General features: G+C 60.1%; 18 protein-coding genes. 3 read left to right on the top strand and 15 right to left on the bottom strand.

Annotated features, from left to right (window positions below):
• Positions 1 to 183: 183 nt before the first annotated feature.
• The 10 genes from BMZ46_RS28375 to BMZ46_RS28330 all read right to left on the bottom strand — a co-directional run bounded on the left by BMZ46_RS28375 (position 184) and on the right by BMZ46_RS28330 (position 14,218).
• Positions 184 to 3,135 carry an autotransporter serine peptidase EprS gene (locus BMZ46_RS28375; RefSeq protein WP_074690636.1) on the bottom strand — a complete coding sequence of 984 codons (2,952 nt, stop codon included), beginning with the start codon at positions 3,133 to 3,135 and terminating at the stop codon, positions 184 to 186.
• 266 nt (positions 3,136 to 3,401) lie between these two features.
• Positions 3,402 to 4,763: a TolC family outer membrane protein gene (locus tag BMZ46_RS28370; RefSeq protein WP_074690637.1), complete on the bottom strand. Its 1,362-nt coding sequence runs from the start codon at positions 4,761 to 4,763 to the stop codon at positions 3,402 to 3,404.
• Positions 4,764 to 4,765: 2 nt separating this feature from the next.
• Positions 4,766 to 6,115 (bottom strand): HlyD family type I secretion periplasmic adaptor subunit, encoded by a 1,350-nt coding sequence (locus tag BMZ46_RS28365; protein WP_039768319.1) that lies wholly within the window; start codon positions 6,113 to 6,115, stop codon positions 4,766 to 4,768.
• Complete coding sequence (locus BMZ46_RS28360; RefSeq protein WP_039768317.1) at positions 6,112 to 7,899, bottom strand: type I secretion system permease/ATPase; 1,788 nt, start codon at positions 7,897 to 7,899, stop codon at positions 6,112 to 6,114. The genes BMZ46_RS28365 and BMZ46_RS28360 overlap by 4 nt, the downstream gene beginning before the upstream one ends.
• Positions 7,900 to 8,057: 158 nt before the next feature.
• On the bottom strand, positions 8,058 to 8,480 hold the full coding sequence (locus tag BMZ46_RS28355; protein ID WP_158248857.1) for an AprI/Inh family metalloprotease inhibitor: 423 nt from the start codon (positions 8,478 to 8,480) through the stop codon (positions 8,058 to 8,060).
• 93 nt (positions 8,481 to 8,573) lie between these two features.
• Positions 8,574 to 10,040, bottom strand: coding sequence for a serralysin family metalloprotease (locus tag BMZ46_RS28350; protein ID WP_074690639.1), 1,467 nt, complete (start codon positions 10,038 to 10,040; stop codon positions 8,574 to 8,576).
• A 388-nt stretch (positions 10,041 to 10,428) separates the two neighbouring features.
• Positions 10,429 to 11,514, bottom strand: coding sequence for a polyamine ABC transporter substrate-binding protein (locus BMZ46_RS28345; RefSeq protein WP_064381664.1), 1,086 nt, complete (start codon positions 11,512 to 11,514; stop codon positions 10,429 to 10,431).
• 56 nt (positions 11,515 to 11,570) lie between these two features.
• The gene (locus tag BMZ46_RS28340) at positions 11,571 to 11,915 is read right to left on the bottom strand and encodes a cupin domain-containing protein (protein WP_074690640.1); all 345 of its coding nucleotides are present in this window, start codon (positions 11,913 to 11,915) and stop codon (positions 11,571 to 11,573) included.
• A 29-nt stretch (positions 11,916 to 11,944) separates the two neighbouring features.
• Positions 11,945 to 13,351: an NAD(P)/FAD-dependent oxidoreductase gene (locus BMZ46_RS28335; protein WP_074690641.1), complete on the bottom strand. Its 1,407-nt coding sequence runs from the start codon at positions 13,349 to 13,351 to the stop codon at positions 11,945 to 11,947.
• Between the two features lie 51 nt (positions 13,352 to 13,402).
• Positions 13,403 to 14,218 carry a helix-turn-helix domain-containing protein gene (locus BMZ46_RS28330; RefSeq protein WP_074690642.1) on the bottom strand — a complete coding sequence of 272 codons (816 nt, stop codon included), beginning with the start codon at positions 14,216 to 14,218 and terminating at the stop codon, positions 13,403 to 13,405.
• Positions 14,219 to 14,481: 263 nt separating this feature from the next.
• Here BMZ46_RS28330 and BMZ46_RS28325 point away from each other — a divergent pair, with 263 nt between their 5' ends.
• Entirely contained in the window at positions 14,482 to 14,754 is a 273-nt protein-coding gene (locus tag BMZ46_RS28325; protein ID WP_011334086.1) for a DUF1652 domain-containing protein, read from the top strand.
• 57 nt (positions 14,755 to 14,811) lie between these two features.
• Here BMZ46_RS28325 and BMZ46_RS28320 read toward each other — a convergent pair whose 3' ends face one another.
• Entirely contained in the window at positions 14,812 to 17,286 is a 2,475-nt protein-coding gene (locus tag BMZ46_RS28320; RefSeq protein WP_074690643.1) for a UvrD-helicase domain-containing protein, read from the bottom strand.
• A gap of 278 nt (positions 17,287 to 17,564) precedes the next feature.
• Between BMZ46_RS28320 and BMZ46_RS28315 the strand changes: the two genes are divergently transcribed.
• Positions 17,565 to 18,260 (top strand): pirin family protein, encoded by a 696-nt coding sequence (locus tag BMZ46_RS28315; RefSeq protein ID WP_074690644.1) that lies wholly within the window; start codon positions 17,565 to 17,567, stop codon positions 18,258 to 18,260.
• Positions 18,261 to 18,321: 61 nt separating this feature from the next.
• Here the strand turns inward: BMZ46_RS28315 and pgm are convergent, their stop codons facing one another.
• From pgm to BMZ46_RS28295, 4 genes are all read right to left on the bottom strand, one after another.
• On the bottom strand, positions 18,322 to 19,968 hold the full coding sequence (gene pgm / locus BMZ46_RS28310) for a phosphoglucomutase (alpha-D-glucose-1,6-bisphosphate-dependent) (RefSeq protein ID WP_074690645.1): 1,647 nt from the start codon (positions 19,966 to 19,968) through the stop codon (positions 18,322 to 18,324).
• Between the two features lie 76 nt (positions 19,969 to 20,044).
• The gene (locus tag BMZ46_RS28305; protein ID WP_074690646.1) at positions 20,045 to 21,475 is read right to left on the bottom strand and encodes an aminotransferase-like domain-containing protein; all 1,431 of its coding nucleotides are present in this window, start codon (positions 21,473 to 21,475) and stop codon (positions 20,045 to 20,047) included.
• A 49-nt stretch (positions 21,476 to 21,524) separates the two neighbouring features.
• Complete coding sequence (locus BMZ46_RS28300; protein WP_039768300.1) at positions 21,525 to 22,976, bottom strand: hypothetical protein; 1,452 nt, start codon at positions 22,974 to 22,976, stop codon at positions 21,525 to 21,527.
• A 546-nt stretch (positions 22,977 to 23,522) separates the two neighbouring features.
• Positions 23,523 to 24,545 carry a zinc-dependent alcohol dehydrogenase family protein gene (locus tag BMZ46_RS28295; protein WP_039768299.1) on the bottom strand — a complete coding sequence of 341 codons (1,023 nt, stop codon included), beginning with the start codon at positions 24,543 to 24,545 and terminating at the stop codon, positions 23,523 to 23,525.
• A gap of 270 nt (positions 24,546 to 24,815) precedes the next feature.
• Between BMZ46_RS28295 and BMZ46_RS28290 the strand changes: the two genes are divergently transcribed.
• Complete coding sequence (locus BMZ46_RS28290; protein WP_074690647.1) at positions 24,816 to 25,730, top strand: LysR family transcriptional regulator; 915 nt, start codon at positions 24,816 to 24,818, stop codon at positions 25,728 to 25,730.
• Positions 25,731 to 25,797: the final 67 nt, after the last annotated feature.

Here is a 25,797-nt window from a genome sequence, read left to right as displayed (position 1 = left end):
ATGTTGCGAAAAATCCGTCTATTGAAGTGATCGTTCCCACGCCTTCCCCGTTGATCGTTCCCACGTCGAGGCGTCGAACCGTCTGCGTGGGAATGCCTCTGGGGACGCTCCGCGTCCAGTGACGCGGAGCGTCACGGGCTGCATTCCCACGCGGGAGCGTGGGAACGATCATCTCTCGGTGAGTCAGAATTGCCAGTTCAGACTCAGGCCTACGCCGTGCTGCTTCTCGCGGCTGGCCAGTTGTCCGGTGTAATCGAGGTTGACCCGCACGTCGCGGGTCAGCGCCAGGCTGGCCTGCACGCCGACCAGGGCGGCGTCGCGCACCAGTGGCGAGCTTTCGACCGTGTACGGCGCGCTGCCGTTGGCGAAGCGCACATGCTGTTCGGAGTCGATGTCGGTCAGGCTGTGCTGCCAGCCCAGATGACCGCTCACGTCCAGCTTCTGCGCGGACGGCAGATCAAAGGTCTTGATCGCCCGCACGCCGAGGGTGCTCAACACCGCGTCGCGCTGGTCGCCGTTGCTTTTCAGCGCGGCGGCGTCGCCCTTCTCGGTGAAGCCGTCGGTGTCGAGGTGCACGTAAGCCAGGTTGGCGAACGGCTCCAGGGCCAGCGCTTGCAGATTCAGTCGATAAGCCGCTTCGCCGAATACCTGAGTGGTGGTGGCATCGACCTTGGCTTTCTGCTTGGCGCTGACGTTGCCGTACTGCAAATCGCGCTTCACATCGGCGCGATGCCAGCTGTAGGCGGCGCCGGTACTCAGGCGCCAGGCGCCGATGTCGTGACCGGCGTAGGCGCCGAGGTGATAGCTGTCGACCTTGGCCGAGGAATGGGTGCCCGAGCCCATGCTCAGCGAGCTGTCGCTGTAACCGGTGACCAGACCGATGCGGGTCTGCTCATCGACCGCGCCGTCGATGCCGGCCAGCAAGCCACCGATGGAGGTGCTGTAACCGGCGGTGTCGTGTCGCGAGTCGGTCGTACCCCAGGCGCCGAGGGCCTTGATCCAGCCATTGCTTTGCGTGGTTTGGGCGTCATGCAGGCGCTCGCCGATGGCGTCGCGCAGTTGGCGGCTGTCGTTGATCAGCACCGAACCGAGGGCCGGGTAGATTTCACCGCTCAACTGTTGAAAGGCTTGTTGCGCGTCACTGCCGGTGGCCGACAACAGCAGGCTTTCGTAAACGGAATTGCCCGCGCCCAGACCTTCGACGGCAGTAGCCACGGAGCGCTGATTCGGGGTCTGGCCGACGCTGGCGAACGATGTCGCGTTGCGCTCGACATTCAAGCCGATGCCGTTGTCGCTGTAGGCCAGGCTGCCACCGATGAACAGGTAATCCGGCAGCACCGCACCGAACCGACCCTGAATGCCGCCCGCCGCTTGCAGAATGTTGTACTGCTGGCCGAGCAGGCTTCTGGCTTCGCTGGTACTGAGCAGTGTCGGGCTGTTTTCCAGCGACAGGCTCACGGTGGCGCCGTTGATGGAGGCGATGCCGCCGGCGACGATGCGGTCGCTGCTGGTGGGAGACAACTCCACGGCGTAGGTCGAACCCGGCGCGAAGGCCACGTCACCGGCGACGTTCAACGTACCGATCGAATTGCCCGGTGCCACCCGGCCGCCGCTGTTGGCGGTCAGCGCGCCGATTCGCCCGGAACCGCCAAGAGTGCCGCCGTCGTTGACGGTCACGGCCGATGTCAGCGAGCCGTTCACTGTCAGCAGACCACCATTGACCGTGGTCGGCCCGCGATAGCTGTTGTTACCGGTCAGAATCAGTCGCCCGTCGCCGGACTTGATCAGACTGCCCCGATACACCCGACCGGCCGCCGCTGCGTCGCGGGCCATGCCCACGGCGTAATCGGTCTGATCCTGTTGGCTGGCGCCGGCCGGCACGCCGTTCTGCCAGCCTTTGTTTTGCAGTGTTTGCTGCCAGGCGCTGTGTTCGGCGAGGTCTTCGCGCTGGCGCTGGATCAGCGCCTTGTCGCTGATGTCATTGCTCCAGACATCGCTCTGTCCGGCCGCCAGATGGGCGTCGAACGCCCCGAGCAACTGCCCCGGCCCGCGCATCGCCCGGTAAAGATTGGCCACGCCCCAGCCGACCCGTTCGGTCGGCGCATCGGTCACCGAACCGTCGAGTTGGGTGGCGGTGGTCAGCAACACTTCGAGAGCCTGCTGATTGTTCATGTACGGATAGCGTTCCATCACCAGCGCCAGTGCGCCGGTGGCGTGCGGCGCGGCCATCGAGGTGCCGGACTTGATCGCATAACCGCCGTCGGGAATGGTGCTGTCGATCTTCGCGCCCGGTGTGGTGATGCACCAGTATTTGGCGATGCCACACTGGTTGTACTTCTGCTGATTGCTTTGATCCAGCCCGGAGACCGCCAGCCAATGCCCTTCCAGGTCCGGCTGAAAGTACGGCAGCGCCGAGCGCACGCTGGCATTCGGGTAGCCGCTGTTGCCGGCGCTGAACACGTTGATTACGCCGCGACGGGAAACGTCCGCCGCTGCGTCAATCCACGTGCCCTTGTTCCAGTGCTGAGCGTAAGCGGCGTGCAGATCCGCAAGGGTTCGATAGCTGACATCCGGCGGTTGGCTGCCCCAGCTGTTGTTGATCGCTCGCACACCGGCATCGGCCAGGGCGTCGTACACTGCCTTGAAGTAGCGGGGATCGGGGTTGGGGCCGAACAGGAAACTGTCGTTCTTGTTGGTGTTGCCGACGTAGATTTGCGCGTTGTACGCCACGCCATGCGTGCCGGTGCCGTCACGGGATGCGCCCATGGTGCCGACCACGTGGGTGCCGTGGGAATCGTTGTTCGGGTTGAGGGTGCCGTTGACGCTGAACAGCGAACCGTCGATGTAACTGCCGCTGGCCAATACCGGGTGATAGCGGTCGCTGGCGAACTCGGGATGGGCGGCGTCGAAACCGGAGTCCAGCGCGCCGATTTTCACGCCCTTGCCGGTGATGCCGGCGGCGTAAGCCTGATCGGCCTGCATCCGTTCCAGTCCCCAGTCGCGCAGGAATTCGGCGCTGCGCCAACTGGCCGGATCGCCGGGCTTTCCGGATTCGAGGTATTGGGCCTGAGCCTGGGTTGCAGACATCACAAGCAGCAGGGTGCCGACCGTGATCGGCTTGATGCATACGTCCATGTTCACCACTCACTTTTATTGTTTTATGCAGGTTGATTCTGCGGTGTTGCCCATTCCCTCATCGGAACGCCGCCCGCCCAGCCCTCTCCCCAAGGAGAGGGAGCTGACCGAGGTGTCTTGCGTCATACATCGACCTGAAAAAAACCGGGTCGATGCTGGATTCGGTGACGCCCGATCAGGTCGGTGTACCTCCAAAATATCCCCCGATCAGTCCCCTCTCCCTCCGGGAGAGGATTAGGGTGAGGGCCGGTCTGAAGCCATGCACATCAACGCCGAGCCACACCAAACGCCTCATCCACCCGCGCCAGGTCCTGCTCGCTCAAGGTGCCCGCGTAGTAATGCAATTTGGTCCAGGCCATGAGGTAGTCATAGCGCGCCTGAGCCAGATCACGGCGGGTGGTAAATAGTTGTTGCTCGGCGTTCAGCGCATCGAGATTGGTGCGCTCGCCACCGAGAATGCTTTGTTTGGTCGATACCACCAGCGCTTCGGCCGAGGCCAGGGCCTTTTGATAGGCGCGCAGCTTGTTCACTCCGGACAGGCAGGCGCTGAACTGACGACGCAGTTCGATCAGGGTCTCGCGGGTTTTGCCGTCCAGTTCGTATTCGGCCTGTTCCATGGTGCGGCTGGCCTGACGGGTCGAAGCGGACACGCCGCCACCGGCGTACAACGGCACGCTGACTTCGAAACCGATGGTGTTGGTTTCGTAACGCTGGTTGTAGGTGTTGCCGCTTTCCGATTCGTTCTGGCGCATCGTGGCATAGGCGCTGACTTTCGGCAGATGCCCGGCACGGTTGCGCTCGACTTCGTAGCGCGCCACTTCCACCGCCTGACGCTGGGACGCCAGGTTCGGGTTGTTGCTGACCGCCAGTTCGTGCCAGGTGTCGTAGTTGGCCGGCATCAAGGCGAACGTCTGGAAGTTCTGATCCAGCGGCGCCAGATCGCTGATGTCCACCGCCGGCACCCCCACCAATGCGCCCAGTTCGCGTAGCGCGGCGTCCTGCTCGTTGCGGGCCTCGATTTCCTCGGCGGTCGCCAGTTCATAGCGCGACTCGGCCTCGAGGATATCGGTGCGAGTGCCCTCGCCTTGGCGGAACATGTGCTCGTTCTGCTGGAACTGCTGCTCGTACGCCTTCTTCTTGGCCAGCGCGATGTCGATCTGATCCTGGGCAAACAAGGCCTTGGTGTAGTTGTCGAGCACGCGAACCAGCAGTTCCTGGCTCTTTCCGCGAAAGTTCTCGTCGGCAAACAGCGACTGGGCCACGCCCTTGCGATACGCCGCGTAGGCTTCGTAGTCGAGCAACGGTTGTTGCAGGGTCAGGCTCGAGCCGTAACTGCTGTAGTTGCGGTCATCGGTGCGGTTGCGCGCACGTTCGTCGAGGGAGGTGGCTTTCGACGAGTTACGGCCCTTGTTGTAGTTGTAACCCAGTTTCGGCAACAGCCCGGCGCGGCCGATGGCGCGGTTTTCGAGGCCTGCATCGCGCTCCTTGATCGCACCGAGGAACACCGGGTCATTGCGCAACGCCTGTTCGTAGATCTCGAACGGCCCCATGGCCGCCACTGCACTGTTGCCCGCGAGCAGCGCGAACGCTGCCGCCAGCATGGAAAGCTTATTCATACAGCCGAACATCCTTATTCTTCGGTCAACGCGGAACCGGCGCGGTCGAGCAGCGGCTTGAACAGGTAGTTGAGGAGTGAACGTTCGCCAGTGCGCACGAACATTTCCGCCGGCATGCCGGGCTTGATCACCAGGCCGTTGAGTTTTTCCATGGCCTGATCGCTGACGCTGCTGCGCAACACGTAGTAAGGCACGCCGGTTTTCTCGTCGACCATCTGGTCGGCGGAAATCAGGCTGACTTCGCCGGGCACCCGTGGGGTTTTGCTCTGGTTGAACGCGGTGAACAGGATGTCGACCGGCAAGTGGGTGCCGACCTTGTCGATCAGGTTGATCGGCAGGTGCCCTTCGACTTCCAGGCGCGTGCCTTGCGGGACGATTTCCAGCAGAGTTTCGCCCTGACGCACCACAGCGCCTTCGGTGTGCACGCCGAGGTTGACCGCCACGCCGTCGGCGGTGGCGAGGATTTCGCTGTGTTGCAGGTCGAAACCGGCGGAAGTCAGTTGCTCCGACAGCGTGACGCTTTTCAGTTGTGCGTCGGCCAGCTGAGTGCGGACTTCCTTCTGGTATTCCTCGCCGTGCTGTTGCAGTTTCAGCCGGGATTCAAGAATGCCCTGCTCCACCCGGCCGCTTTCACCGGTGTTCTCGGCCAGTTGCTGCTGCACCTGCGACAGCTGACGCTGGTATTCCATCAAGCGGTTACGCGGGATGTAGCCGTTGTCGGCCAGCGGTTGCAGGTTGCTCAACTGCTGTTGCAGCGAATCGGCTTGCGCGTTGAGGTCAGTTCGGGCGCGGCGCATGCCCGCCAGCTGCGCGGTGGCACCCTCGATGCTCGCGCGCAGGGCGGCCTGTTCGCGGGCAAACGCTTCGCGACGGCTGCTGAACAATTGCCGCTGGCCTTCCAGCACCAGCGCCAGGCGCGGATCTGCGTTGTCGCTCAGCTCTGCCGGAAACGTCACTTGCTTGAGGTTGTCACGCTCGGCCTGCCAGCGCGCCAGGCTGGCCCAGGCCATGCGGTATTGCGCCTGAAGTGACTGCACGTCGGCGGCGACCTGAGTCTGGTCGAGTCGGAACAGTGGCTGGCCCTGCTTCACGATTTCGCCTTCACGCACCAGAATCCGGCTGACCACGCCGCTGCTCATCGACTGCACGGCCTTGCGCTTGCCCGACACCACCACGGTGCCCTGCACCGGAATGCCTTGATCCAGCGGCGCCAATGCCGCCCAGGTGAAGAAACTGCCGGCACCGACCAGTGCCAGAATCCAGCCCATGCGGGCGAAAAACCTGGCGTCGCGTTCCGGGCGCTCGGTGATGTAGTCGTGTTCCATCGTCGCTTCGTTTTGCGTGTTCATGCTCGCGCTGCTCATACACCCGAATTCCTTGTCGTCGGCTGATACTGGCGGCTCATGCTGAGTCCGGCCGGTGCTTGCGCAGGTTTTTCATTTTGTTGTGACTGGTTGCCGGGCTGGTTTGCGGACAGTGCCTTGAGCACATCATGGCTCGGGCCGAAGGCCTGCAGACGGCCGTCGTTGAGTACCAGCAGCTTGTCGGCCTGTGCCAGTACCGAAGAACGGTGGGTGACCAGTACCACGGTGGTGCCCTGGGCCTTGAGCTGCACGATCGCGCTGGACAACGCGGCTTCGCCGACGGTGTCGAGGTTGGAATTCGGCTCATCAAGCACTACCAGGCTCGGGTTGCCGTAAAGCGCACGGGCCAGTGCCACACGCTGTTTCTGGCCGCCGGACAAACCGCTGCCGTCCTCGCCCAATTGCGTGTCGTAGCCTTGCGGCATGCGCAGGATCAGTTCGTGCACGCCGGCCTGTTGCGCGGCGGCCACGACCTTTTGCGGATCGGCTTCGCTGAAGCGGGCAATGTTTTCGGCGATGCTGCCGCTGAACAGCTCGATGTCCTGCGGCAGATAGCCGATGTACGGGCCGAGCTGATCGCGGTTCCAACGGTGGATGTCGGCGCCGTCCAGACGCACCGTGCCACCGAGCGCCGGCCATACGCCGACCAGCACACGCGCGAGGGTCGATTTGCCGGAACCGGAGGCACCCAGCACGCCCAATACTTCACCGGCCGCCAGGTTGAAATTGACCATGTGCAGGGTCGCGGCGCGCTGCCCCGGTGGACCGGCGCTGACTTGTTCGAAGGTGATCTGGCCTTTCGGCGCCGGCAGCGCCATGGCGTCATCGCTCGGCGGGAAGGCTTGCAGCAGCGCATCGAGGCGGCGGTAAGCCAGCTTCGCCCCGCTCCACTGCTTCCACACGGCAATCAACTGGTCGATCGGGCTCAAGACCCGGCCCATCAGGATGGAGCCGGCGATCATCATCCCGGCGGTCATGTCACCTTTGATCACCAGCAGTGCGCCGAGGCCCAGCACCAGCGATTGCAGGCACAGACGCAGGGTCTTGCTCAGCGAGCTGATCACCGCGCCAGTGTCGCTGGCCTGATTTTGCAGACCGAGGAAGCGCGAATGCACCTGGAACCAGCGCTTGCGCAAGGCACCGAGCATGCCCATGGCTTGAATGGTCTCAGCGTTGTGAAGGTGGCTGGTGGCCAACTGGCTGGATTTCTGCGAATAACCGGCGGCTTCGCCCAGCGGCTTCTTGGTCATGTATTCGTTCAGGCAAGCCAGCGCGATCAACAGCAGCGCGCCAGCGGTGGCGAGTACGCCGAGCCAGACGTTGAACAGGTAGATCACGAACAGGTACACCGGGAACCACGGCGCATCGAAAAACGCGAACAGCGCAGGCCCGGTGACGAATTGGCGAATGTGGGTCAGATCGCCAAGGGACTGCCCGGCGTTGCCCTCGCCCTTGAACAGGTTGCGTTCGAACGCTGCCTGATAGACCCGCAGATTGAAACGGCGCTCGAGCTGGCTGCCGATGCGGATCACGATAAAGCTGCGCACCACTTCCAGCAGGCCGATAAACGCGAAGAAACCGACGACCATCAGCGACAGCATCGCCAGGGTGGTTTCGTTCTGCGAAGACAGCACCCGGTCGTAGACCTGGAGCATATAAATGGAGGGCACCAGCATCAGCACGTTTATCAATGCGGTAAAACACCCGACGCTGATCAGAATGCTTTTATAGTCACCCAAGGCCTTGAATAAGGGAGCGGTGGCTGGGGCCTTCGCCATCTTCATTGATTCTTCCTGAAATGATTGAACCCGCCAAATAGAGACGAGCGCTCAATTGTTATTTCGCTTACCTGCGAGAGATGACTTGCAAGTACCCGCTTACATTTTCACAACAACTTTTTCCAAGTCTTATAACTGCCGGGTACTTCTTTATATTCGTTGCGTTATTGCTCGACACGCTTGAGCGTCACGATCAGCCCCGACTTCAAAGTACTGGAATAAAGTCCGTCATGTTGTCGGCTGAAGAACTGGATTCTGGAGCCTTCCTTTCCGGTGATGGACAGACCGTCCGGATCGGGAAACCAGCCGATGGCATTTTCCTGCAGCCAGGCACTCAGGCAGTCGGCGCCGTGGCCAAGTGTCTGGTTTGGCTCAAGGTCGATCTGGCAGGTGTTGGAAGGTTTGTCTTGCAGTACCTGCGCTTCGGGGGCGTCATGGGCGGCGGTCAGCGTCGCCTGCCAATGCCCGGCGAATACCGATGGGTCTTCGAGTCTAAGGCTGCTTGCCATGGTTGTTTCTCCAGAAATCATCATCAGCATCGGCATGAAACAGGCGACTGCCATGCGGGAAAAAGAGTTTCGAATCATAGGAAATTTCACTCCGGCGTGTAGCCTTGCGCACGTAGCGAGACGAAGCAAGCGAAGAAAACGGCGCATCAAGCGCCGCTTTCCCGTGTTACATCACGCCACGATGTCGCTGGTGGCTGCCTGGCCAACGGTGCTGACCTGGAAATCAGCCACGCCGTGCCCGGAGAAGTCCACCGACAGCAGGCTGTTGCCGCCCGAGGACGTCAGAACCGCATCACCCGCCGCACCGGTGAAGGCGCTGACGAAGTGCAGGCCCGCGCCCTTGGTGATACCGGTCAGGTCAATTTTGTCCAGACCGCTGACGAAATCGAGGATCTGATCGATCGCACCCGGCTTGGAGTCGGAGCTGGCCGCGAACACAAAGGTGTCCGAACCCGCGCCGCCCCACAGCTTGTCGGCACCGCCGGCGCCCCAGATGATGTCGTTGCCGGCACCGCCCTTGAGCTCGTTGGCCGCGCTGTTGCCGATCAACAGGTCGTTGCCCGAACCGCCGATCGCGTTCTCGATGGTGACGCCCTTGGCGATGGACACGTTGCCCACCAGGCCGCCAACGTCGGAGAACGAGGCTTCATTGAGGTTGATCTTCTGGTTCTGGGTGAAACCCGAGAAGTCGAAGGTGTCCTTGCCGCCCGCATCCCACACCGAGAACACCAGCTTGTCGGCCGACGACGAGGCGCTGAGGAAATCGCGACCGGCGTTGGAGTTGAAGCCGTAGGTGGTGTCACCGGTACGGGTGGTCAGGTTGGCGCCGTAGAGCTTCTGGATCGCTGCGATGTCATCCATCAGCGGGCCGGAGGAATAGGCTTCCACCCCGCCCTTGCTGAAGTTCTGGCTGGTGTTGCTTTCGCTCCAGTAGCTCATGACGCTGTAGCCGCGGGTGTCTTGCCCGTAGGTCGCGTCGTTGTAGGTCGGGTTGCCGTTGCCGGCGTTGTAGTCGCCCGGGTGTGCCAGGCCAAGGGTGTGGCCGATTTCGTGGGTCAGGGTCTGACGGCCGTAGTTGTTCAGATCCGGGTTTTTGTTTTGCGTGTAGCCACTGTTGATCAGGTACCACGACGTGCCGTCGTAACCGGCGCCGGTGCCCGGCAGATAAGCGAACGCTGCAGCGCCATCCTGGCCGCCGCTGTAGTTGCCGAAGGTCATGTGGCCGTCACCGCCCGAGACTTTCTCGGTGAAGGTCACGTTGGCCACGTCAGCCCAGGATTGCATGGCGAGCTTGGCCTGGGCTTGTTGTTGTGCACTGAACTGACTGAACCCGCTGATCCCGTGCTTGTTCATCGTGCTGGACGATGCAGAGGTCAGGAACGTGTAGGTGAGTTCGATTTTGCCGCTGCCATCCTTGTCCTGGTAGGCAGCGCCGTCGCGCAGCAACTGGGTTGCGGCCTGGTCGACGGAAAAGGAGGGTTTGCCATTGACCGTGAGGTTGCCGCCACGATCGTACTGGTGGCTGAAGCTATTGATCTGGTTATACGCCGTGCTGGTCGCTGCCAGAGGTTGCGGCGCCGCGCCCAGCTGGAAAGCCTGTTCGGCGGTATCAATAGCGTTAGCTTTTACTTTCGACATAAACACACTTCCTTGTTTAGCAATGGAACAGTTTTTGTCCGATAGCGACAACCCCTGGCGAGATTGTCCTATCACTCGCCCAATGAAGGCGTAAGAAACCTGACACAATTTGAAATCTGTCGTCTAGCATTTTTTCGAGATCAAATTGAACTGTTCCGGGAAACTCCCGTAAACAAAGCACGTGCCGCCGAAAGAAGTTTGAAAGTGTGGTGATGTCGCCTAATTGTCTGACGATTTCTTATTTAAATATTAAATATCGGTAAGTTGTTTTTTGTTAGCAGCGTCTCACTTTGCTGCACTTTACCGATGCAATGCCAGTGTATTGATATCAAGTAGATTCAACAGAAAATAGTCAGGCGAGGGCTGTGCCGCCCTCGCCTTTTTTCCTTCAGCTGCCGGTCCGAATCTTGTTCCACACCCGAGTCCGAATCCGGTCGATGTTCAGCGGCATCGCTTCCAGTGCGAACAGCTTGCCCATCATTTCCGGGCTCGGATAAACCTTGGTGTCGTTCTTGATCGCCGGGTCGATCAGGCTGTCAGCCTGTTCGTTGCCATTGGCGTAGTGAACGTAATTGCTGATGCCGGCCATCACGTCGGGCTGCAGCAGGTAGTTCATGAACGCATAGCCGGCCTTCTCGTCCGGTGCGTCGGCGGGCATGGCGACCATGTCGAACCAGATGGCGGCACCTTCCTTGGGAATTTCGTAGCCGATGTCGATGCCGTTCTTCGCCTCTTTGGCGCGGTTTTCCGCTTGCAGGATGTCGCCGGAGAAACCGACAGCCACGCAAATGTCGCCATTGGCCAGGTCGCTGGTGTACTTCGAGGAGTGGAAATAGCTGACGTACGGCCGCACTTTCATCAGCAGCGCTTCAGCTTTCTTGTAGTCCTCGGGGTTCTTGCTGTGATGCGGCAACCCCAGGTAGTTGAGCGCTGCCGGCAACAGTTCCGGGCCGTTGTCGAGGATTGCCACACCGCACTTCTGCAGTTTTTCCATGTATTCGGGTTTGAAGATCAGGTCCCAGGAGTCCACCGGCGCGTTGTCCCCCAGCACAGCCTTGACCTTGGCGATGTTGTAGCCGATGCCGGTGCTGCCCCACAGGTACGGAAAGCCGTGTTCGTTGCCCGGATCGTTGGTCTGCAAGGCCTTGAGCAACACCGGGTTGAGGTTCTTCCAGTTCGGCAACTGGCTCTTGTCGAGCTTCTTCAGGGCCCCGCCCTCGATCTGCCGCGCCATGAAGTGGTTGGACGGAAACACCACGTCGTAACCGGATTTGCCGGTCATCAGCTTGCCGTCGAGAGTTTCGTTGCTGTCGTAGACGTCATAGGTGACGCCAATGCCGCTGGCCTTTTCGAAGTTCTTGGCGGTGTCCGGCGCGATGTAGTCGGACCAGTTGTAAACCTTGACCGTATCCGCGGCCTGAGCAAGGGAAACGGCGAGCATCAAAGGAGCGAGCGCGAGGGTCTTTCGGATCATGGATCGATTCCTGTATTGGCTATTGTTGTTGGCAGGCAATCAAAAGGATCAAAACGTCAGAAAATCAGGACATAGGTCTTGCGCACGGTTTCCTGGATGTCCCAGATCCCGAGCGTATTGGCCGGCAACATCAGTGCGTCGCCACCTTGTATGTGCACGGTTTCGCCGCCGTCGTCCGGGGTGAACGTGCAGCGACCGGAAATGAAATGGCAGAACTCCTGGGCGGTGATCTGCCGCCGCCAGCGACCCGGGGTGCATTCCCAGACGCCGGTTTCGACGCCGTCGTCGCGCTCGACGCTGGTGGTCGAGGCAATCGCCACCGGCGTGCCGAGCGGCACGGCCACCGGGTTTGAATCTTCCAGTTGCAACGTGGCGGTGTTCTTGAATTGGGTGATGCTCATGGCGTTACCTGTCTGGTAGTAAACAACGTTCAGTGCATGAAACCTTCCATGAACCCGGCTACCTGACTGGCAAGCTTGCGCCGCCAGGGCGCAGTCGCCGGGTTGGCCAGGGTCTGGTCTTCGTGGACGAAGCTTTTGATGATCGCGTTGTAGCCGAGCCAGCGGCACGGTTCCGGCTCCCATGCCCGCAGCGCGTGGATCCCGCCGTCGGGCAGCACCCACGGCTGATGCGTCAGCTCGGTGTCGCGCTCGAGAATCAGATCCGCAAGCGTGCGCCCGCCCAGATTGGAAGCGCCGACACCCTCCCCGCCATAGCCGCCGGACAGCGCGATGCCGTTGGCCCGGTCACACAACATGTGCGGTTTGAAATGCCGGGACATGCCGAGGTTGCCACCCCAGGCGTGGGTGATCTGTACGTTTTTCAGTTGCGGAAACAGCTCGCCGAACAGGTAGCGCCGCAGTTCGACTTCGTCGCGGGTCAGGTCGAAGTTATGCCGCAGTTGGCCGGCGAACTGATAACCGCCACGGGCGCCGAAGATCAGTCGGTTGTCGGCGCTGCGCTGGCCGTAAGTGACCTGGCGGCTGAACTCGCTGAAGGCTTGGCCCCGGTTGAGGCCGATTGCGTCCCAGGTCGCGGCGGACAACGGTTCGGTGGCGACGATCAGGCTCTGCACCGGTAATTGATAACGGCCCAGCGGTGGCAGCGTGACGGAATAGCCTTCGATGGCCGGGACGATCCAGCGGCTGCGCACGCTGGCGTTGTCGGTCCGCAAGCTGCCGGCCTGCCAATGGGTCACCGGGCTGTTTTCGTAGATTTTCACTCCCAGGCGTTCGACGGTTCGCGCCAGGCCGCGCACCAGTTTCGCCGGGTGAATGGTCGCCACATGCGGGGCGAAGATGGCGCCGTAGGGTTTGGCGATGCGCAGCTGCTGCGCCAGTTGCTCCGGGCTTAGCCAGCGGTAATCGTCGTCGGTCAGGCCCTGAGCGTGGAGTTTTTTCAGGTATTCGCGAAGATTGGCTTCCTGCTCGGGATAGCGCGCGGCGCAATACAGCACTCCGCCCTTACGGTAGTCGCAGTCGATGCCTTCGCGCTCGAGGACGACTTCTACTTCATCGGGAATGCTGTGCAACAGGTCGAACGAAGCGCGGCGTTGTTGCGGTGACAGGCCCGCCAGCAAACGATCCTCGCCCAGCAGATTGCCCATCAACCAGCCGCCGTTGCGACCGGACGCGCCGAACCCGGCGGTTTGCGCTTCGATGATGGCAATGTTCAGGCTCGGAGCCTGTTGTTTCAGGTAGTACGCGGTCCACAGTCCGGTGTAACCGGCGCCGATGATCGCCACGTCGACATCCAGGTCCTGCGCAAGCGACGGGCGCGCGGTCAGCGGCTCGTCGAGTTGGTCCATCCACAAACTGATAGTGCGCCACGCCGGCATGCAAGACTCCGCCAATCCAGGTTTCGATGGCGTCGATCCTAGTGGCTGGACTCAGGGATTGTCTTGCGCGCGTGTCCGCAAAGAAATTTGCTTCGCATAAGCTTTCGGCGATTGCCCGGTGTGCTGGCGAAAGCAGCTATAGAAAGCCGACAGTGAATTGAACCCGGCGGCAAACGCCAGTTCGTCGATACGCAGCGGCGGCGTGGCGCTGTCCAGCGACTGCAACAGATGCTGCAGGCGCGCCTGATTGACGTAGCGGTAGAAGCTTTGCCCCAGCACTTGGTTCAGCAGGTACGAAATCTGATTGCGGCTGTATCCGCACTCCTTCGCCACCCGTTGCAGGTCGAGCTCCGGATCGAGATACGGTTGCTGGCGCTGGAAATACTGCTGCAAGTCATCGGCCATGAAGCTCAACTGGCGCGGCGACAGGCCCAGGCGACTCACCGCCGGACGCTGGCGGGTTGTCGTCGGACTTTCAGCCTGTTCGCGCACCAGCGATGCATATTCGTTGACCCGCCAGATCCGCCCGTCCTTGACCGTGATCGCTTCACTGGAGCGAAACGACACCAGCCCGTTACCACCGCGCAACGTCACTTCGTATTGAATGAATGCGGTGTTGCCGTCGATGCGGATGCGGTCGCAATGCTCCAGCGCTTCGTCGGATTCGCGTGGCATGCTGACTCGGACGTACTCGCGCAGTTCGTCGAGTCCGAGCACGCGGTTCTGGAAAAAATCGTTGTACTGGATGTCCGGGTGATACAGCGCCATCACGCCATCCAGGTCCCGGTGTTTCCAGCACAGGTGATAGCGCATGACCGTTTCGGCCGTGGCCCTGGTCTGTTCCGGGCCGTCATCATCGGCGTGCATAAGGGACTCTTGGAAAAAGAACCGAGCTTGCCCAACTTCCGGCGCTGCTTCAACAACCGGTGGTGATGGCATTTTGGCGACGATTGGGTTGTATCGTGACTTACATCAAAAGAATCCTCGCAATCGCTAAATGAACTGAAAATTCTCACAGGAATTTCACATTCAGATGCTACTTTTAAAGGCAGTCACCGGTTGAGCCAATGAAGGCTCTTCCCACCTAACATGAGCAAACGGAAGCGCTCGATGAAGAAGGCGGGCAACACATGAACAAAGGGTCAAGCAAAGTCACGTTTCCCAATGCCTGCCAGCTCATGCGCTGGCATTTTCATCCCATGGGTTTCGAGGCCACTATGGATGCGCCAGGCAGTCTGGTCGCGCGCCTGTTTGATCGGGCCAGCGGCGAAACCCTGATCGCGATCGCCGGCATTCCCTGTGCCACGGTCATGAACGCGGCGGATGTGGAGCGAATAATCGAAGCCGTCGAGGACGAATTGGAGGCTTTCATTCCTCCAGAATCTCTCAAGAGTTATGCGTAACTAGCTGATTTAGAATAAAAAGCCCGCTTTTTGCGGGCTTTTTCATGGGCATTGGATTCAGGCCGTTTTCTTTTCAGGCCGATGATCGACGAAGAACGGTTTACCTTTGGCGACCCGGTCCGAGGCCCGAGGCATGTTGACCGCCTGAGTGTCCTGCGGCTCGACATACCAGTAGCAATGGCTGACTGCACGAGTGATGCCGACGTAAGCCAGGCGCAGGATTTCGTCTTTCTGCGCGCTGTCGTACGGCTCGCTGTCGCCGGCCTTGCCCAGTCCGGCCATGCGGTACACCTGATTCTTGTACGGTGAACTGGTCAAGTGCTGGCAATCGCCCAGCAGAAAAACCGCGTCGGCCTGCAGACCTTTGGCGCTGTGATAGGTCAGTTGTTTCAGTCGACGGGACTCGTACGGCAAGCTCGAATCCACATTAACTACAGACTGAATATGCTGCTCAATCAATAACTTATCGCTGCTTTTTCGATAGAGCATCAGGATTGAATCGCCCTTTCGATAGTGTTCCGCCAGGCGCTGGCCGAGTGCCTGATCGTCGCGCTCCAGCACGTTGACTGGCTGCAACGGCCTCTCCTCGCCGCTGGCCTTGGCCTTCTTGCCCGGGATCGCCGGCGCTGCCCGGACGATGTGTTCTGCCGCGTCGATGATGTGCTGATGGCTGCGATAGTTGTCGCTGAGCATCACCCGCGTCGTGCTCGGCGACGGGAATTCCTTGTTGAACTCCATGAAGTAACTCGGCGAGCTGCCGCGCCAACCGTAGATCGATTGCCAGTCATCGCCCACGCAAAGCAGCGACGATCGCTGCGCACCTCGTCCGACGTGCATGGCAGGGCCACGACTGCGGATTTCCGAGAGGCTCGCGCGGATCCACGAGACGATCTGCGGTGAAACGTCTTGAAACTCATCAATCATCAGGTGCGACATCGGCCGCAGCAGCTCATCACTGAGCAGCTTGAAGTTTTCCGGCGAATGCTCGCTGAACAGCGCGAACATCCGGTTGTAGGTCATGACTGGCGGCTTCTGATCAAGCAAATGGTCCTCCAGCGCTCGCCAGAACAGGCTTAAAGCTTCGAAGAAAAACCGGTCCGGATCGTCCTTGGCGAAACTCATGCGGCCAACGGCGTCCGGCACATCCAGGCCCAGGTTCTCGATAAAGCCTGCAGCAGCGACAAAACAATCGAGCAACGGCGCGGAAGCGAGCTCACCCTTTACCTTGTAGTCGAAGCCCGGACCGGCGCTGACATCACCCGCCAGCGTGGCCAATAAACGCTTTGACGACTCGTAACTATCCAGCCAAATCAACGGCTTACGACAGAAAGCTTGAAACAGGGTGCGTTTGACTGCCCACTCTGCACGCACCGTCAGTTTGGCGTTGGGACGGCAGACCTGTGGGTTTTCCCGTGGGTCGAAACCCAATACGACCCAGGCGTCCAGGCTCGGAATGTAGCCGTGGCAATGGAACGATGCGCCATTGATTTCGAATGTCTGGCGGCTCGGTTCGATGCCCTTGATCGGCCAGGCACCGGCACGAAGCCACATGTCTTCGATCATGTCGCACAGCTCTTCGTCGCGGCGAGCCGCCAGTTCCGTTACAGCGACGCGCTTTTGCACGTCCGGGTGATCGCGTTCCAGCTCCTTGAGCTGCAAGGCATGCCGGGACAGCGGCTGGATCAGTTGCGCAAAGCGCGGATCTGCTTTGTAGAGACGGTGGTAACAGGCGTTGAGCTGTTGGCGTTGTGCGTCGTTGATGCGGAGATCGAACGGATTGCTGTCGACGTCTTCATCCCCGCCAGGCGCGCGGTGGCTGAGGTTTTCGAATGCCTGCAAGCGCTCGAATCCGGGCAGACTGCGAACCATCGGCAAGATCCGCGAGTGGAAGGTGCGCACCAGATCCCGCGCGTCTTTCTGACTGAGTGAACGACCCCACAATGCGAACAGTTCGATCAGTTTGCTGATGAAATCCTTGCGCGACTCGCGGGTGAAGGTCACCACGGTCATCGAATCCAGCTCAAATCCCAGGTAGTGAGTCAGCAGCAGGATCCGCAGCACCAGCGTGGTCGACTTGCCGGCTCCGGCGCCGGCAATCACCGAGGTTGACGGGGTATCGCTGAAAATCATCTTCCATTGCGCAACGCTCGGCTGTGCATGGGCCGGTAACAGGCGCGCGACGTCGGCTTTCATGCGCTTCTTCAGCTCTGCGCTGAGCGGCAGGCGCCAGTCGTCGAACAGGTGTTTGTCGATACCGGGTGGCCGATGCTCGGTATTGCGACTGTCGCGGATCAACAAGACCTGGCGGCCCTCTTCCAGCCCGTCAGCCTTGCCTTCCTTGTACCCGTAATCCACGCCGGCGGTATGCCCGCTGCGAAAACCGTCAGCCTGGCCGTGCAGCCACGAGGCACGGTGCTGAGCACGCAGCCGCGTCAGACCGTGGCCAAGGAAACGCGCCGCCAGGCGTTTGAACCAGGGCATCTCGGCCAGGGGACGAAGTTCGGGAGGAAGATCGGGGGTGTGTTGCGCCACGCTGACGGACTCCGGATGTGAGGCTGTTGAGGGCTATGGTGTCTGCATTTGCTTTTTTGTTCTAGCGAAATGCTTACAGGTCATTGGTTTAGGTGATCAATTGAAGGTGAGATGAGACGGTTTCGAGCTTTTTAAATATCAACTGATTCGATTGGAATGCCGCACTTTTTACGCTTTTTCTCGATGATTGACTGATAGATGATGGCTGCCATCAATCACCGGTCTCGCTTCGTGGCTCAGGCGTCACGCCCCATGACGAACCTTTTGAGGAGACGATCATGCTTGAACTCAGACCTTTCAGCTCGCTGGGCGGCGCCCATCACGGCTGGTTGGATGCCCATCACCATTTTTCGTTCGCCGAGTACTACGATCCGCAACGCATGAGCTGGGGCAATCTGCGTGTATGGAACGACGACATCATTGCCGCCGGCACGGGCTTCCCTACTCACCCGCACCGCGACATGGAAATCATCACTTACGTGCGTGAAGGTGCGATCACCCACCAGGACAACCTGGGCAACAAGGGCCGCACCGAGGCTGGCGACGTGCAGGTGATGAGCGCCGGCACCGGGATCGCCCACAGCGAATACAACCTGGAAGCAACGGACACCAGGATTTTCCAGATCTGGATTCTGCCGACCGAAACCGGCGCACCGCCGTCATGGGGCGCCAAACCGTTCCCGAAAGGCGACCGCGAAGGTTTCGTGACTCTCGCCAGCGGCAAGGACGGTGACGATCAAAGCCTGCGCATCCGCGCCGACGCGCGTTTGGTGGCGGCCAATATCAAGGCCGGGGAAACCGCTGAATATCGCCTCGATGCCGGACGTCGTGCGTATCTGGTTCCGGCCAAGGGTGTCATTGAAGTCAACGGCTTGCGCGCACAAGCTCGAGACGGTGTGGCGGTGGCCGATGAACAGGTGTTGACCGTCACGGCGCTGGAAGACAGCGAGATCGTATTGGTGGATCTGGCCTGAACGGCGAATCACGGGCACAAAAAAGGGCGACCTCAGGGTCGCCCTTTTCCATGGTCTGGCTTTAATTAGTGCTGATCGCACCGTCTACCAGAGTTTGCGCTTCAGCCACCAGTTGCTTGAGGTGGTCGTCGCCGATGAAGCTTTCGGCGTAGATCTTGTAGATGTCTTCGGTGCCCGACGGACGCGCAGCGAACCAGCCGTTTTCGGTCATCACCTTCAGACCGCCAATGGCCTGATCGTTGCCTGGAGCCTTGCTGAGAATGCTCTGGATCTTCTCGCCCGCCAGTTCGGTCGAGGTGACCTGTTCCGGCGACAGTTTGCTCAGCAGGGCTTTCTGCTCCGGGTTGGCCTTGGCGTCGACACGCACGGAGAACGGCTCGCCCAGTTCGTCGGTCAATGCACGGTAGGCCTGGCTTGGGTCGCGGCCGGTACGGGCAGTCATTTCAGCGGCCAACAGGGCTGGGATCAGACCGTCCTTGTCGGTGCTCCATACACCGCCGTCCTTGCGCAGGAACGAGGCGCCGGCGCTTTCTTCGCCGCCAAAACCCAGCGAGCCGTCGAACAGGCCATCGGCGAACCATTTGAAGCCGACCGGCACTTCGTACAGACGACGGCCCAGACGCTTGGTCACGCGATCGATCAGACCGCTGCTGACCACGGTTTTACCCACGGCTGCGTCGGCACGCCATTGCGGACGGTTCTGGAACAGGTAGTCAATCGACACCGCCAGGTAGTTGTTCGGTGCCAACAAGCCGCCGGACGGTGTGACGATGCCGTGACGGTCGTGATCCGGGTCGCAGGCGAAGGCCACGTCAAAGCGCTCCTTCAGACCGATCAGGCCTTGCATGGCATGGCTGGACGATGGGTCCATGCGGATCTGCCCGTCCCAGTCGACGGTCATGAAACGGAACGTCGAATCGACTTCCTTGTTCACCACGTCCAGGTCCAGACGATAGTGCTCGGCAATCGCCGACCAGTAGCGCACCCCTGCTCCGCCCAGCGGATCGACGCCCAGGCGCAGTTTGGCGCCGCGAATGGCATCGAAGTCGATGACGTTGATCAGGTCGGCGACGTAGGTGTTGACGTAGTCGTGACGGTGGGTGGTGCCGGCCTTGAGCGCTTGCTCGTAGCTGATGCGTTTGACGCCGGCCAGTTTGTTGGCCAGCAGTTCGTTGGCCTTGGCTTCGATCCACTTGGTGATGTGGGTGTCGGCCGGGCCACCGTTGGTTGGGTTGTACTTGTAACCGCCGCTCTGAGGCGGGTTGTGCGACGGCGTGATGACGATGCCGTCGGCAAGACCCGTGGTGCGACCACGGTTGTAGCAGAGAATGGCGTGAGAAACCGCCGGGGTCGGGGTGTACTCATCCCCTTCGGCGATCATCACGGTCACGCCATTGGCCGCCAGTACTTCCAGGGCGCTGGCCCCGGCCGGAGTCGACAGCGCATGCGTGTCGATACCGACAAACAGCGGGCCGGTGATGCCCTGGGCTTCGCGGTACAGGCAGATCGCCTGGCTGATGGCCAGCACGTGCCACTCGTTGAAACTCAAATCAAAGGAACTGCCCCGGTGCCCTGAGGTGCCGAACGCCACACGCTGGGTGGAAACCGAGGCGTCGGGTTGACCGGTGTAATACGCCGTAACCAGTCGCGGGATGTCGACCAACAATTCTGCCGGTGCCGGTTTGCCCGCAAAAGGACTGAGTGTCATGCAAAACCTCTGAAATAGAGTGGTTCAGGAAATTACAACGGAGTTTACTGGCAGTTGCTCCGGAGCGCGATGGGGTCTATTGCGTACAAGCCGGGTGTTTTCGCGCATCTGTCCGCGGAGCCAGTCGCAACGCATCCCCAAGCAGTCCGACAAGTCTTAACAACTCGTGTTCCATGCTGCTTGTCACGCTTAGACGCAAGTGCTGTGCATGCAGGCCCTGAAGACTGAACAACTCCCCCGGCGCGATCAGTACATGCTGTCTGAGCAGCCGTTGAAACACTGAATCCATCGCGACCGGATGCGCTGAATGCAGCCAGATCGTCGCGCCGCCCTGGGGTTCGACGAGCTGCAGAACGTCGCCCAGGCGCTCTCTTATCAGCTCGACCCATCGGGTCCGACGCTCCCTGAGTATGCGCCTGAGTATCGGCAAGTGCTGTTCGACCCGCCCGCTCCCATAGAGTCGGGCAATGGCCTTCTGCCGGATCGGTGACAGGCGAAACGAACGCAACAGGAAGTGACGCTGCAAATCGGCGCGCCATTGTCGCGACAGGACAAACCCGTAGGGCGCTTCAACCCCGATGATTTTTTCGAACATGGAAAAGACCAGCAGCCGGTCGGGATCCACCAGTTCGCGCAGTGGCTCACCGTCATCTTTGTCCAGCAACTCGCCATGACAATCATTCTCCAGAACCCAGGTGCCATGATTCGCGAGCAACTGCGCGACGGCCTGGCGACTGTCCTGAGGTATACGGCTCCCGTGGGGCATGTTCAATTTCGAGGACAGCAGGATCAGCCGTACCCGCTCGGTTTCGAGCAGCCTCTGCAGTGTATGCAGATCGAGCGCCCCGTCTGGTTGAATCGGGAGTTCGATGACCCGGACTTCGGCAGACTCAAGCAGGCGCAGGATCATCCAGTCACAAGGCGACTCGACGACTACGGTTGCGTGGCGCAATTGGAGCACTGCGATCAGGATCTCCAGCACTCCTCTCAGATCGGCACCGATGTATACATCCTCGGCGTGCCAGCAATGCTTCGCCGATGAGGTGTAGCGAGCCGCCAGCAATGTGCGCAGTTCCAGCTCTCCGCACGGCTGGGCAGGCGCTTGCAAGTGCTGGGGATACTGGCGCAACAGTTCTCGCTCAATCGTCAGCAAGGGGCGATCCAGGGGCTGGACCAAGGCCGGCTCATCGGCACTCAGTACGTGCATGCCGGCGCATCTGGCGTTGACGTAGACCGTTTCCAGCAAATCACTGCCGCGACCGGGCGGCATGATCGTGGATGTCGCCTGCGCAAAGTAACCTGATTTGGCCACGGAATAGACCCGGCCTTCTTTCTCCAACAGTGCGTAGGCGTACTGAATGGTCGAGATCGATACGTTCAAACGCTCGGCCAGTTGCCTTAACGATGGCAGTCGAACAGGTCCCTGATTGCTCGGTTCGCTGATCAGTTGCGTCAGGTAGCGATACACCGCCTGATAGGCAAAATCGGACGCTTGCGACTCACTCATGTCCAGATGCCCGCAGACACATCCGCGTGACGGAGCAGCAAATTCGCACTCAACCTTCCGCCGATCGGTCACTCGCAGTGACCTCGTGCTCGGGCAGCTCATGCGTCTTGGCGTGATCGCCCATCCGGACTGCATCCATTGCATACAACCGGCAGATCAGGCGCAAAGGCATGCCGCTGACATCGGTCATCCATTGCAAGACCTGCTCTGGCGCGTGCAGGCCTTGCATGGCACGGTGCAGATCCGGCATGGCGACCAGCATGCCGGGATGGCAGGTTCGCAGGAAGCGTTCAAGGCCGGCGCCGGCATTGATGAACGGCGCGAACAACAGGCAAACCAGCTGCGGCTCGTTGAGGCCGAAATTCTTTTGCAACGCCGCCGCTGCCAGCGCCCGCTGTCCGACGGGATCGGACAGATTGCAGAATGTGGCAATGAAACGTTCGCAAATCTGTTCGGGTGTGTTCCTGCGGCGCATCGCCGCCAGGTATTGCTGCAGATAGTCCGATACACCGGCTTCGTAGTCGCGCCCTTCGATATAACTGGCTTGCAACCCCTTCAGGTAGGCGCCCACCAAGGGGTCGGTGCATTCACCGGTGCGGGCTTCAAGCATCAGGTCATCGGCCTGAAACCCGAGGAAATCGCTGAGCAAGGGCCAGCGTTCCTCCATTTTGCCGACGACCATATCGTCGATGCCGATATAGCCGGTTCGACGACAGGCTTCGAATTCGCCAAGCGGCCGCCAGGGTACCCGATCATCCTGGGAATAGACTTCGCGAAAGCAATCGCCACCGACGCTATCGAGCAATCCGAACAATTCATCGAACCCACCTCCCTTTCGCGCCAGTCCGCCAAGGCCGGCCTTGCGCACTGCGCGGTCCAGACCGTCGATAAATTGCTCCTGACGGCGCGCGTTGTCGCTACTGATCAAGGCGTCGACACCGTTATTCCAGCGGGCGACCTGACCGTAGAATTCGGCAGTGGTCAGAAACAGGTCGTCCCAGAGTGTCAGATCTTCATCCCATCCACGGCGATGCCCTATCATCAGCAGGTTGAGTCTGCCGGCCTCGCGCCCCTCGTCGCAGACAGGTGCCAGATGGTTGAACGGCAGGATCTCGCGATGATCCACCATCAAAAGCTCGACCCTTGGATCGTCGTGCAGGAACAGCGCGCTGAAGCTGCGATGCATGTTGTGCAATGCCGAAGCCGGTACGCCATTGCAACGCAGCGTCGCGACCCTCAACTGGAATGTGGCAGGTGCTCGGCCGGCAATGCTCAGTTGCGCTGCACGTAACAAGGCCAGGCTGTAGCAACAGTCGCGTGTGCCGGATTGAGTCACCAATACCTTGAATTCACCGATACGCTCCATGCCCCCGGCAGCAACCGCAATGCGCTGGATCAATAGCTGCAATGCCGTTCGTTCGGCACGGGAAAAGAAACTCAGCAGTCTCTGCAATACTTGCTGGTAGACATAATTCATTGCCTGATCATGGATCGTGCTCATCAGTACTTCACCCGGTATCAAAGGTTTTATATCACGCACCCACGCGGGGCGAGCGCGCAATCACGCTTCATTAATTAATAGACGCTGAAATGCTAACACTTAAGTTTTTGTAGTTATTTGAAACAGTTATGCGCGTGGCATTTAGTCATCATGACCAATGCGAGCTCAGGCCCCGTCATTGCAGGGCTCTCGGTAAGCTTTAGTTTTCCTAGGAAACTTCTTACAAGACCCTGCACATAATGAGCACAAGAAATAAAGAAGGGATTACATGGATCCCCTACAAACTTTAAACAGAAGTTTGAAGTGCGATGATAAACAGCTGATCGATACTGCATGGGACAAATAGAATGCACAGACATAGCTCATTCCTTGAGATGAAAGTAGTCATTCAATTATCAGGGTCTGGAGGGCAATTAGAAGATACAGATCAAGAGCAAAAACCAGTTCAGTTGCTGAACGTCCCCAGGTGTCTGACCCAGGGGTTCTTGATGTCTGAAGGATAAAACGCACAAGAGTCCGTGGGGCCACGGACTCTGATTGGAAAGGTCAGGCAGTTTCGATTTGCAGGGCAACCCGCTCGCGGCACGGACATTCATCCATGTAGCGGTGAGCTTCGACAAACTCGTTGAACGGGAAAACCCGGGTCTTGAGCGGAAGCAGTACACGGTCAGCGGTGAGTTGGTTGATATCACGCAAGGCACGCTGCAAGGCGACGTGATCCTGGATGATGCCCAGCTCCGGCTTGCCGGTGAAGTTGCCGATGCAGTGCACGAAGAACTGAATGTTCTTCTGGAACGCCGCACAGGCCGGGAACGGCGTCTGGTTGCCACCCTGCAAGCCGTACAGCACCAGGCTGCCACGGGGTGCCAGTACATCACCGAGCAGCGACATCTGTGGCCCGCCGAGACCATCGAACACCACATCGACGCCGCGGTTGTCGGTGATCTTGTTGATTCGCATCAACAGGTCTTCTTCTTCGGTGACGATTACTTTTTCGGCACCGAGAGACAGCAGATACTCACGTTCCTCCGCCGTTTTGGTGGCAGCAATCACCCGCACACCCAGCGCCTTGCCCAACTGGACAAAGGATGGACCGGCACAGTGGCTGGCGTCGGTCACCAGGGCGAACTGCCCGGGTTTGACCCGTGCCAGATCAACGTAACCAAAATAGGCAATCAACAACGGCGTGTAATGCACGCTGGCTTCAACCGGGCTGAGCACGTCCGGATACCGGGTCAGCGCGGTGCGCGGCAGAACGATCAGTTCGCCGTAGACCGGGTAATCGTTGGGGCTCTCGGCCGGGAAGCTGGCCACCTTGTCGCCCACCGCCAGATCTTCGACACCGTCGCCGATCGCTGTGACCACGCCGGCCATTTCATGACCGAGGCCCGAAGGCAGACGCGCCTGGGACGACGCCAGATTCTGACGCCAGAGCGTGTCATACCAGCTGATGCCGATCGCCTCGACACGCACCTGCACTTCGCCAGGACCTGGCTGAGCAGCCGCATGCTCTTCGCATTTGAGCACCTCGGCCGGACCAAACTTGTGAAAACGGATCGTGCGGGACATCGCAAACCTCGTCAAAGTAACCTCTAATGCCATGAACTCTATCTGGGCTTTCCAGCCAAGACTATCAGTGGCTATTAATAGTCGACATGCCTGTCATTGATTCCGCAGCATGGCCAGCATTGAAAATATCCATGAAAAAACTGCTGCCGCCTTCTCAGTAAAGCTGAATTACCCGGTGCAGAGTACCAGCCTTTCCCCGTAAGATTCATGCCGGCCATTGTTCTCATATGGTCGCTCTCGTCAAGCTTGATGACTCTGCCAGGACTCCAGATGAATCGTAATGACCTGCGTCGTGTCGACCTCAACCTGTTGATCGTGTTCGAAACGCTGATGCATGAGCGCAGCGTGACCCGTGCGGCGGAAAAGCTGTTCCTCGGACAGCCGGCGATCAGCGCGGCGCTATCGCGCCTGCGCGGCCTGTTCGACGATCCCTTGTTCGTGCGCACCGGACGCAGCATGGAACCTTCCGCCCGCGCGGTGGAAATCTTCGCCCTGCTCTCCCCGGCCCTGGACTCGATTTCCACCGCCGTCAGCCGTGCAGCGGAATTCGACCCGGCCACCAGCACTTCGGTATTTCGCATCGGCCTGTCGGACGATGTCGAATTCGCATTGCTGCCGATGCTGCTCAAGCGCCTGCGCGCCGAGGCGCCCGGCATTGTGCTGGTGGTGCGTCGCGTCAACTACATCCTGATGCCCGGCCTGCTCGCCTCCGGCGAAATCTCCATCGGCGTCAGCTACACCACCGATTTGCCGGCTAACGCCAAGCGCAAGGTTCTGCGCCGTAGCGCCCCTAAATTGCTGCGCGCCGATACTGTCCCGGGCCCATTGAGCCTCGACGATTACTGCGCCCGACCGCATGCGCTGGTGTCGTTTGCCGGCGACCTCAGTGGTTTCGTCGATGAAGAACTGGAAAAACTCGAACGTAAACGGCATGTGGTCCTGGCGGTGCCGCAGTTCAATGGACTGGGTACGCTGCTGGCGGGCACCGACATCGTAGCGACCGTCCCCGATTACACGGCGGAAGCCCTGACAGCCGCTGGCGGCCTGCGCGCCGAAGACCCACCGCTGCCGACACGCACGTTCGAGCTGCACATGGCCTGGCGCGGGTCGCAGGATAACGATCCGGGTGAGCGGTGGTTGCGATCGCGGATTCAGATGTTCTTCGGCGACCCTGACAGTCTCTAGGTTTCGCCGGGCGGGCTGTTCATCTGATCATTTCTGGCTTTTCATGGATCCTGGAAATCCAGTCACT

Source organism: Pseudomonas sp. NFIX49, from assembly GCF_900115915.1.
GTDB lineage: Bacteria > Pseudomonadota > Gammaproteobacteria > Pseudomonadales > Pseudomonadaceae > Aquipseudomonas > Aquipseudomonas pharyngis.
Note: the sequence above shows the minus strand (reverse complement) of the source record. Positions and strands in the feature narration are given on the sequence as shown.

Coding starts and splice junctions, on each gene's coding strand:
- BMZ46_RS28290 (WP_074690647.1), top strand. CDS start 24,816: ATGAATCGTAATGACCTGCGTCGTGTCGACCTCAACCTGTTGATCGTG.
- pgm (WP_074690645.1), bottom strand. CDS start 19,968: ATGACACTCAGTCCTTTTGCGGGCAAACCGGCACCGGCAGAATTGTTG.
- BMZ46_RS28360 (WP_039768317.1), bottom strand. CDS start 7,899: ATGAAGATGGCGAAGGCCCCAGCCACCGCTCCCTTATTCAAGGCCTTG.
- BMZ46_RS28335 (WP_074690641.1), bottom strand. CDS start 13,351: ATGCCGGCGTGGCGCACTATCAGTTTGTGGATGGACCAACTCGACGAG.
- BMZ46_RS28330 (WP_074690642.1), bottom strand. CDS start 14,218: ATGCACGCCGATGATGACGGCCCGGAACAGACCAGGGCCACGGCCGAA.
- BMZ46_RS28340 (WP_074690640.1), bottom strand. CDS start 11,915: ATGAGCATCACCCAATTCAAGAACACCGCCACGTTGCAACTGGAAGAT.
- BMZ46_RS28305 (WP_074690646.1), bottom strand. CDS start 21,475: ATGAGTGAGTCGCAAGCGTCCGATTTTGCCTATCAGGCGGTGTATCGC.
- BMZ46_RS28315 (WP_074690644.1), top strand. CDS start 17,565: ATGCTTGAACTCAGACCTTTCAGCTCGCTGGGCGGCGCCCATCACGGC.
- BMZ46_RS28375 (WP_074690636.1), bottom strand. CDS start 3,135: ATGGACGTATGCATCAAGCCGATCACGGTCGGCACCCTGCTGCTTGTG.
- BMZ46_RS28325 (WP_011334086.1), top strand. CDS start 14,482: ATGAACAAAGGGTCAAGCAAAGTCACGTTTCCCAATGCCTGCCAGCTC.
- BMZ46_RS28350 (WP_074690639.1), bottom strand. CDS start 10,040: ATGTCGAAAGTAAAAGCTAACGCTATTGATACCGCCGAACAGGCTTTC.
- BMZ46_RS28295 (WP_039768299.1), bottom strand. CDS start 24,545: ATGTCCCGCACGATCCGTTTTCACAAGTTTGGTCCGGCCGAGGTGCTC.
- BMZ46_RS28370 (WP_074690637.1), bottom strand. CDS start 4,763: ATGTTCGGCTGTATGAATAAGCTTTCCATGCTGGCGGCAGCGTTCGCG.
- BMZ46_RS28365 (WP_039768319.1), bottom strand. CDS start 6,115: ATGAGCAGCGCGAGCATGAACACGCAAAACGAAGCGACGATGGAACAC.
- BMZ46_RS28355 (WP_158248857.1), bottom strand. CDS start 8,480: ATGATTCGAAACTCTTTTTCCCGCATGGCAGTCGCCTGTTTCATGCCG.
- BMZ46_RS28345 (WP_064381664.1), bottom strand. CDS start 11,514: ATGATCCGAAAGACCCTCGCGCTCGCTCCTTTGATGCTCGCCGTTTCC.
- BMZ46_RS28300 (WP_039768300.1), bottom strand. CDS start 22,976: ATGAGCACGATCCATGATCAGGCAATGAATTATGTCTACCAGCAAGTA.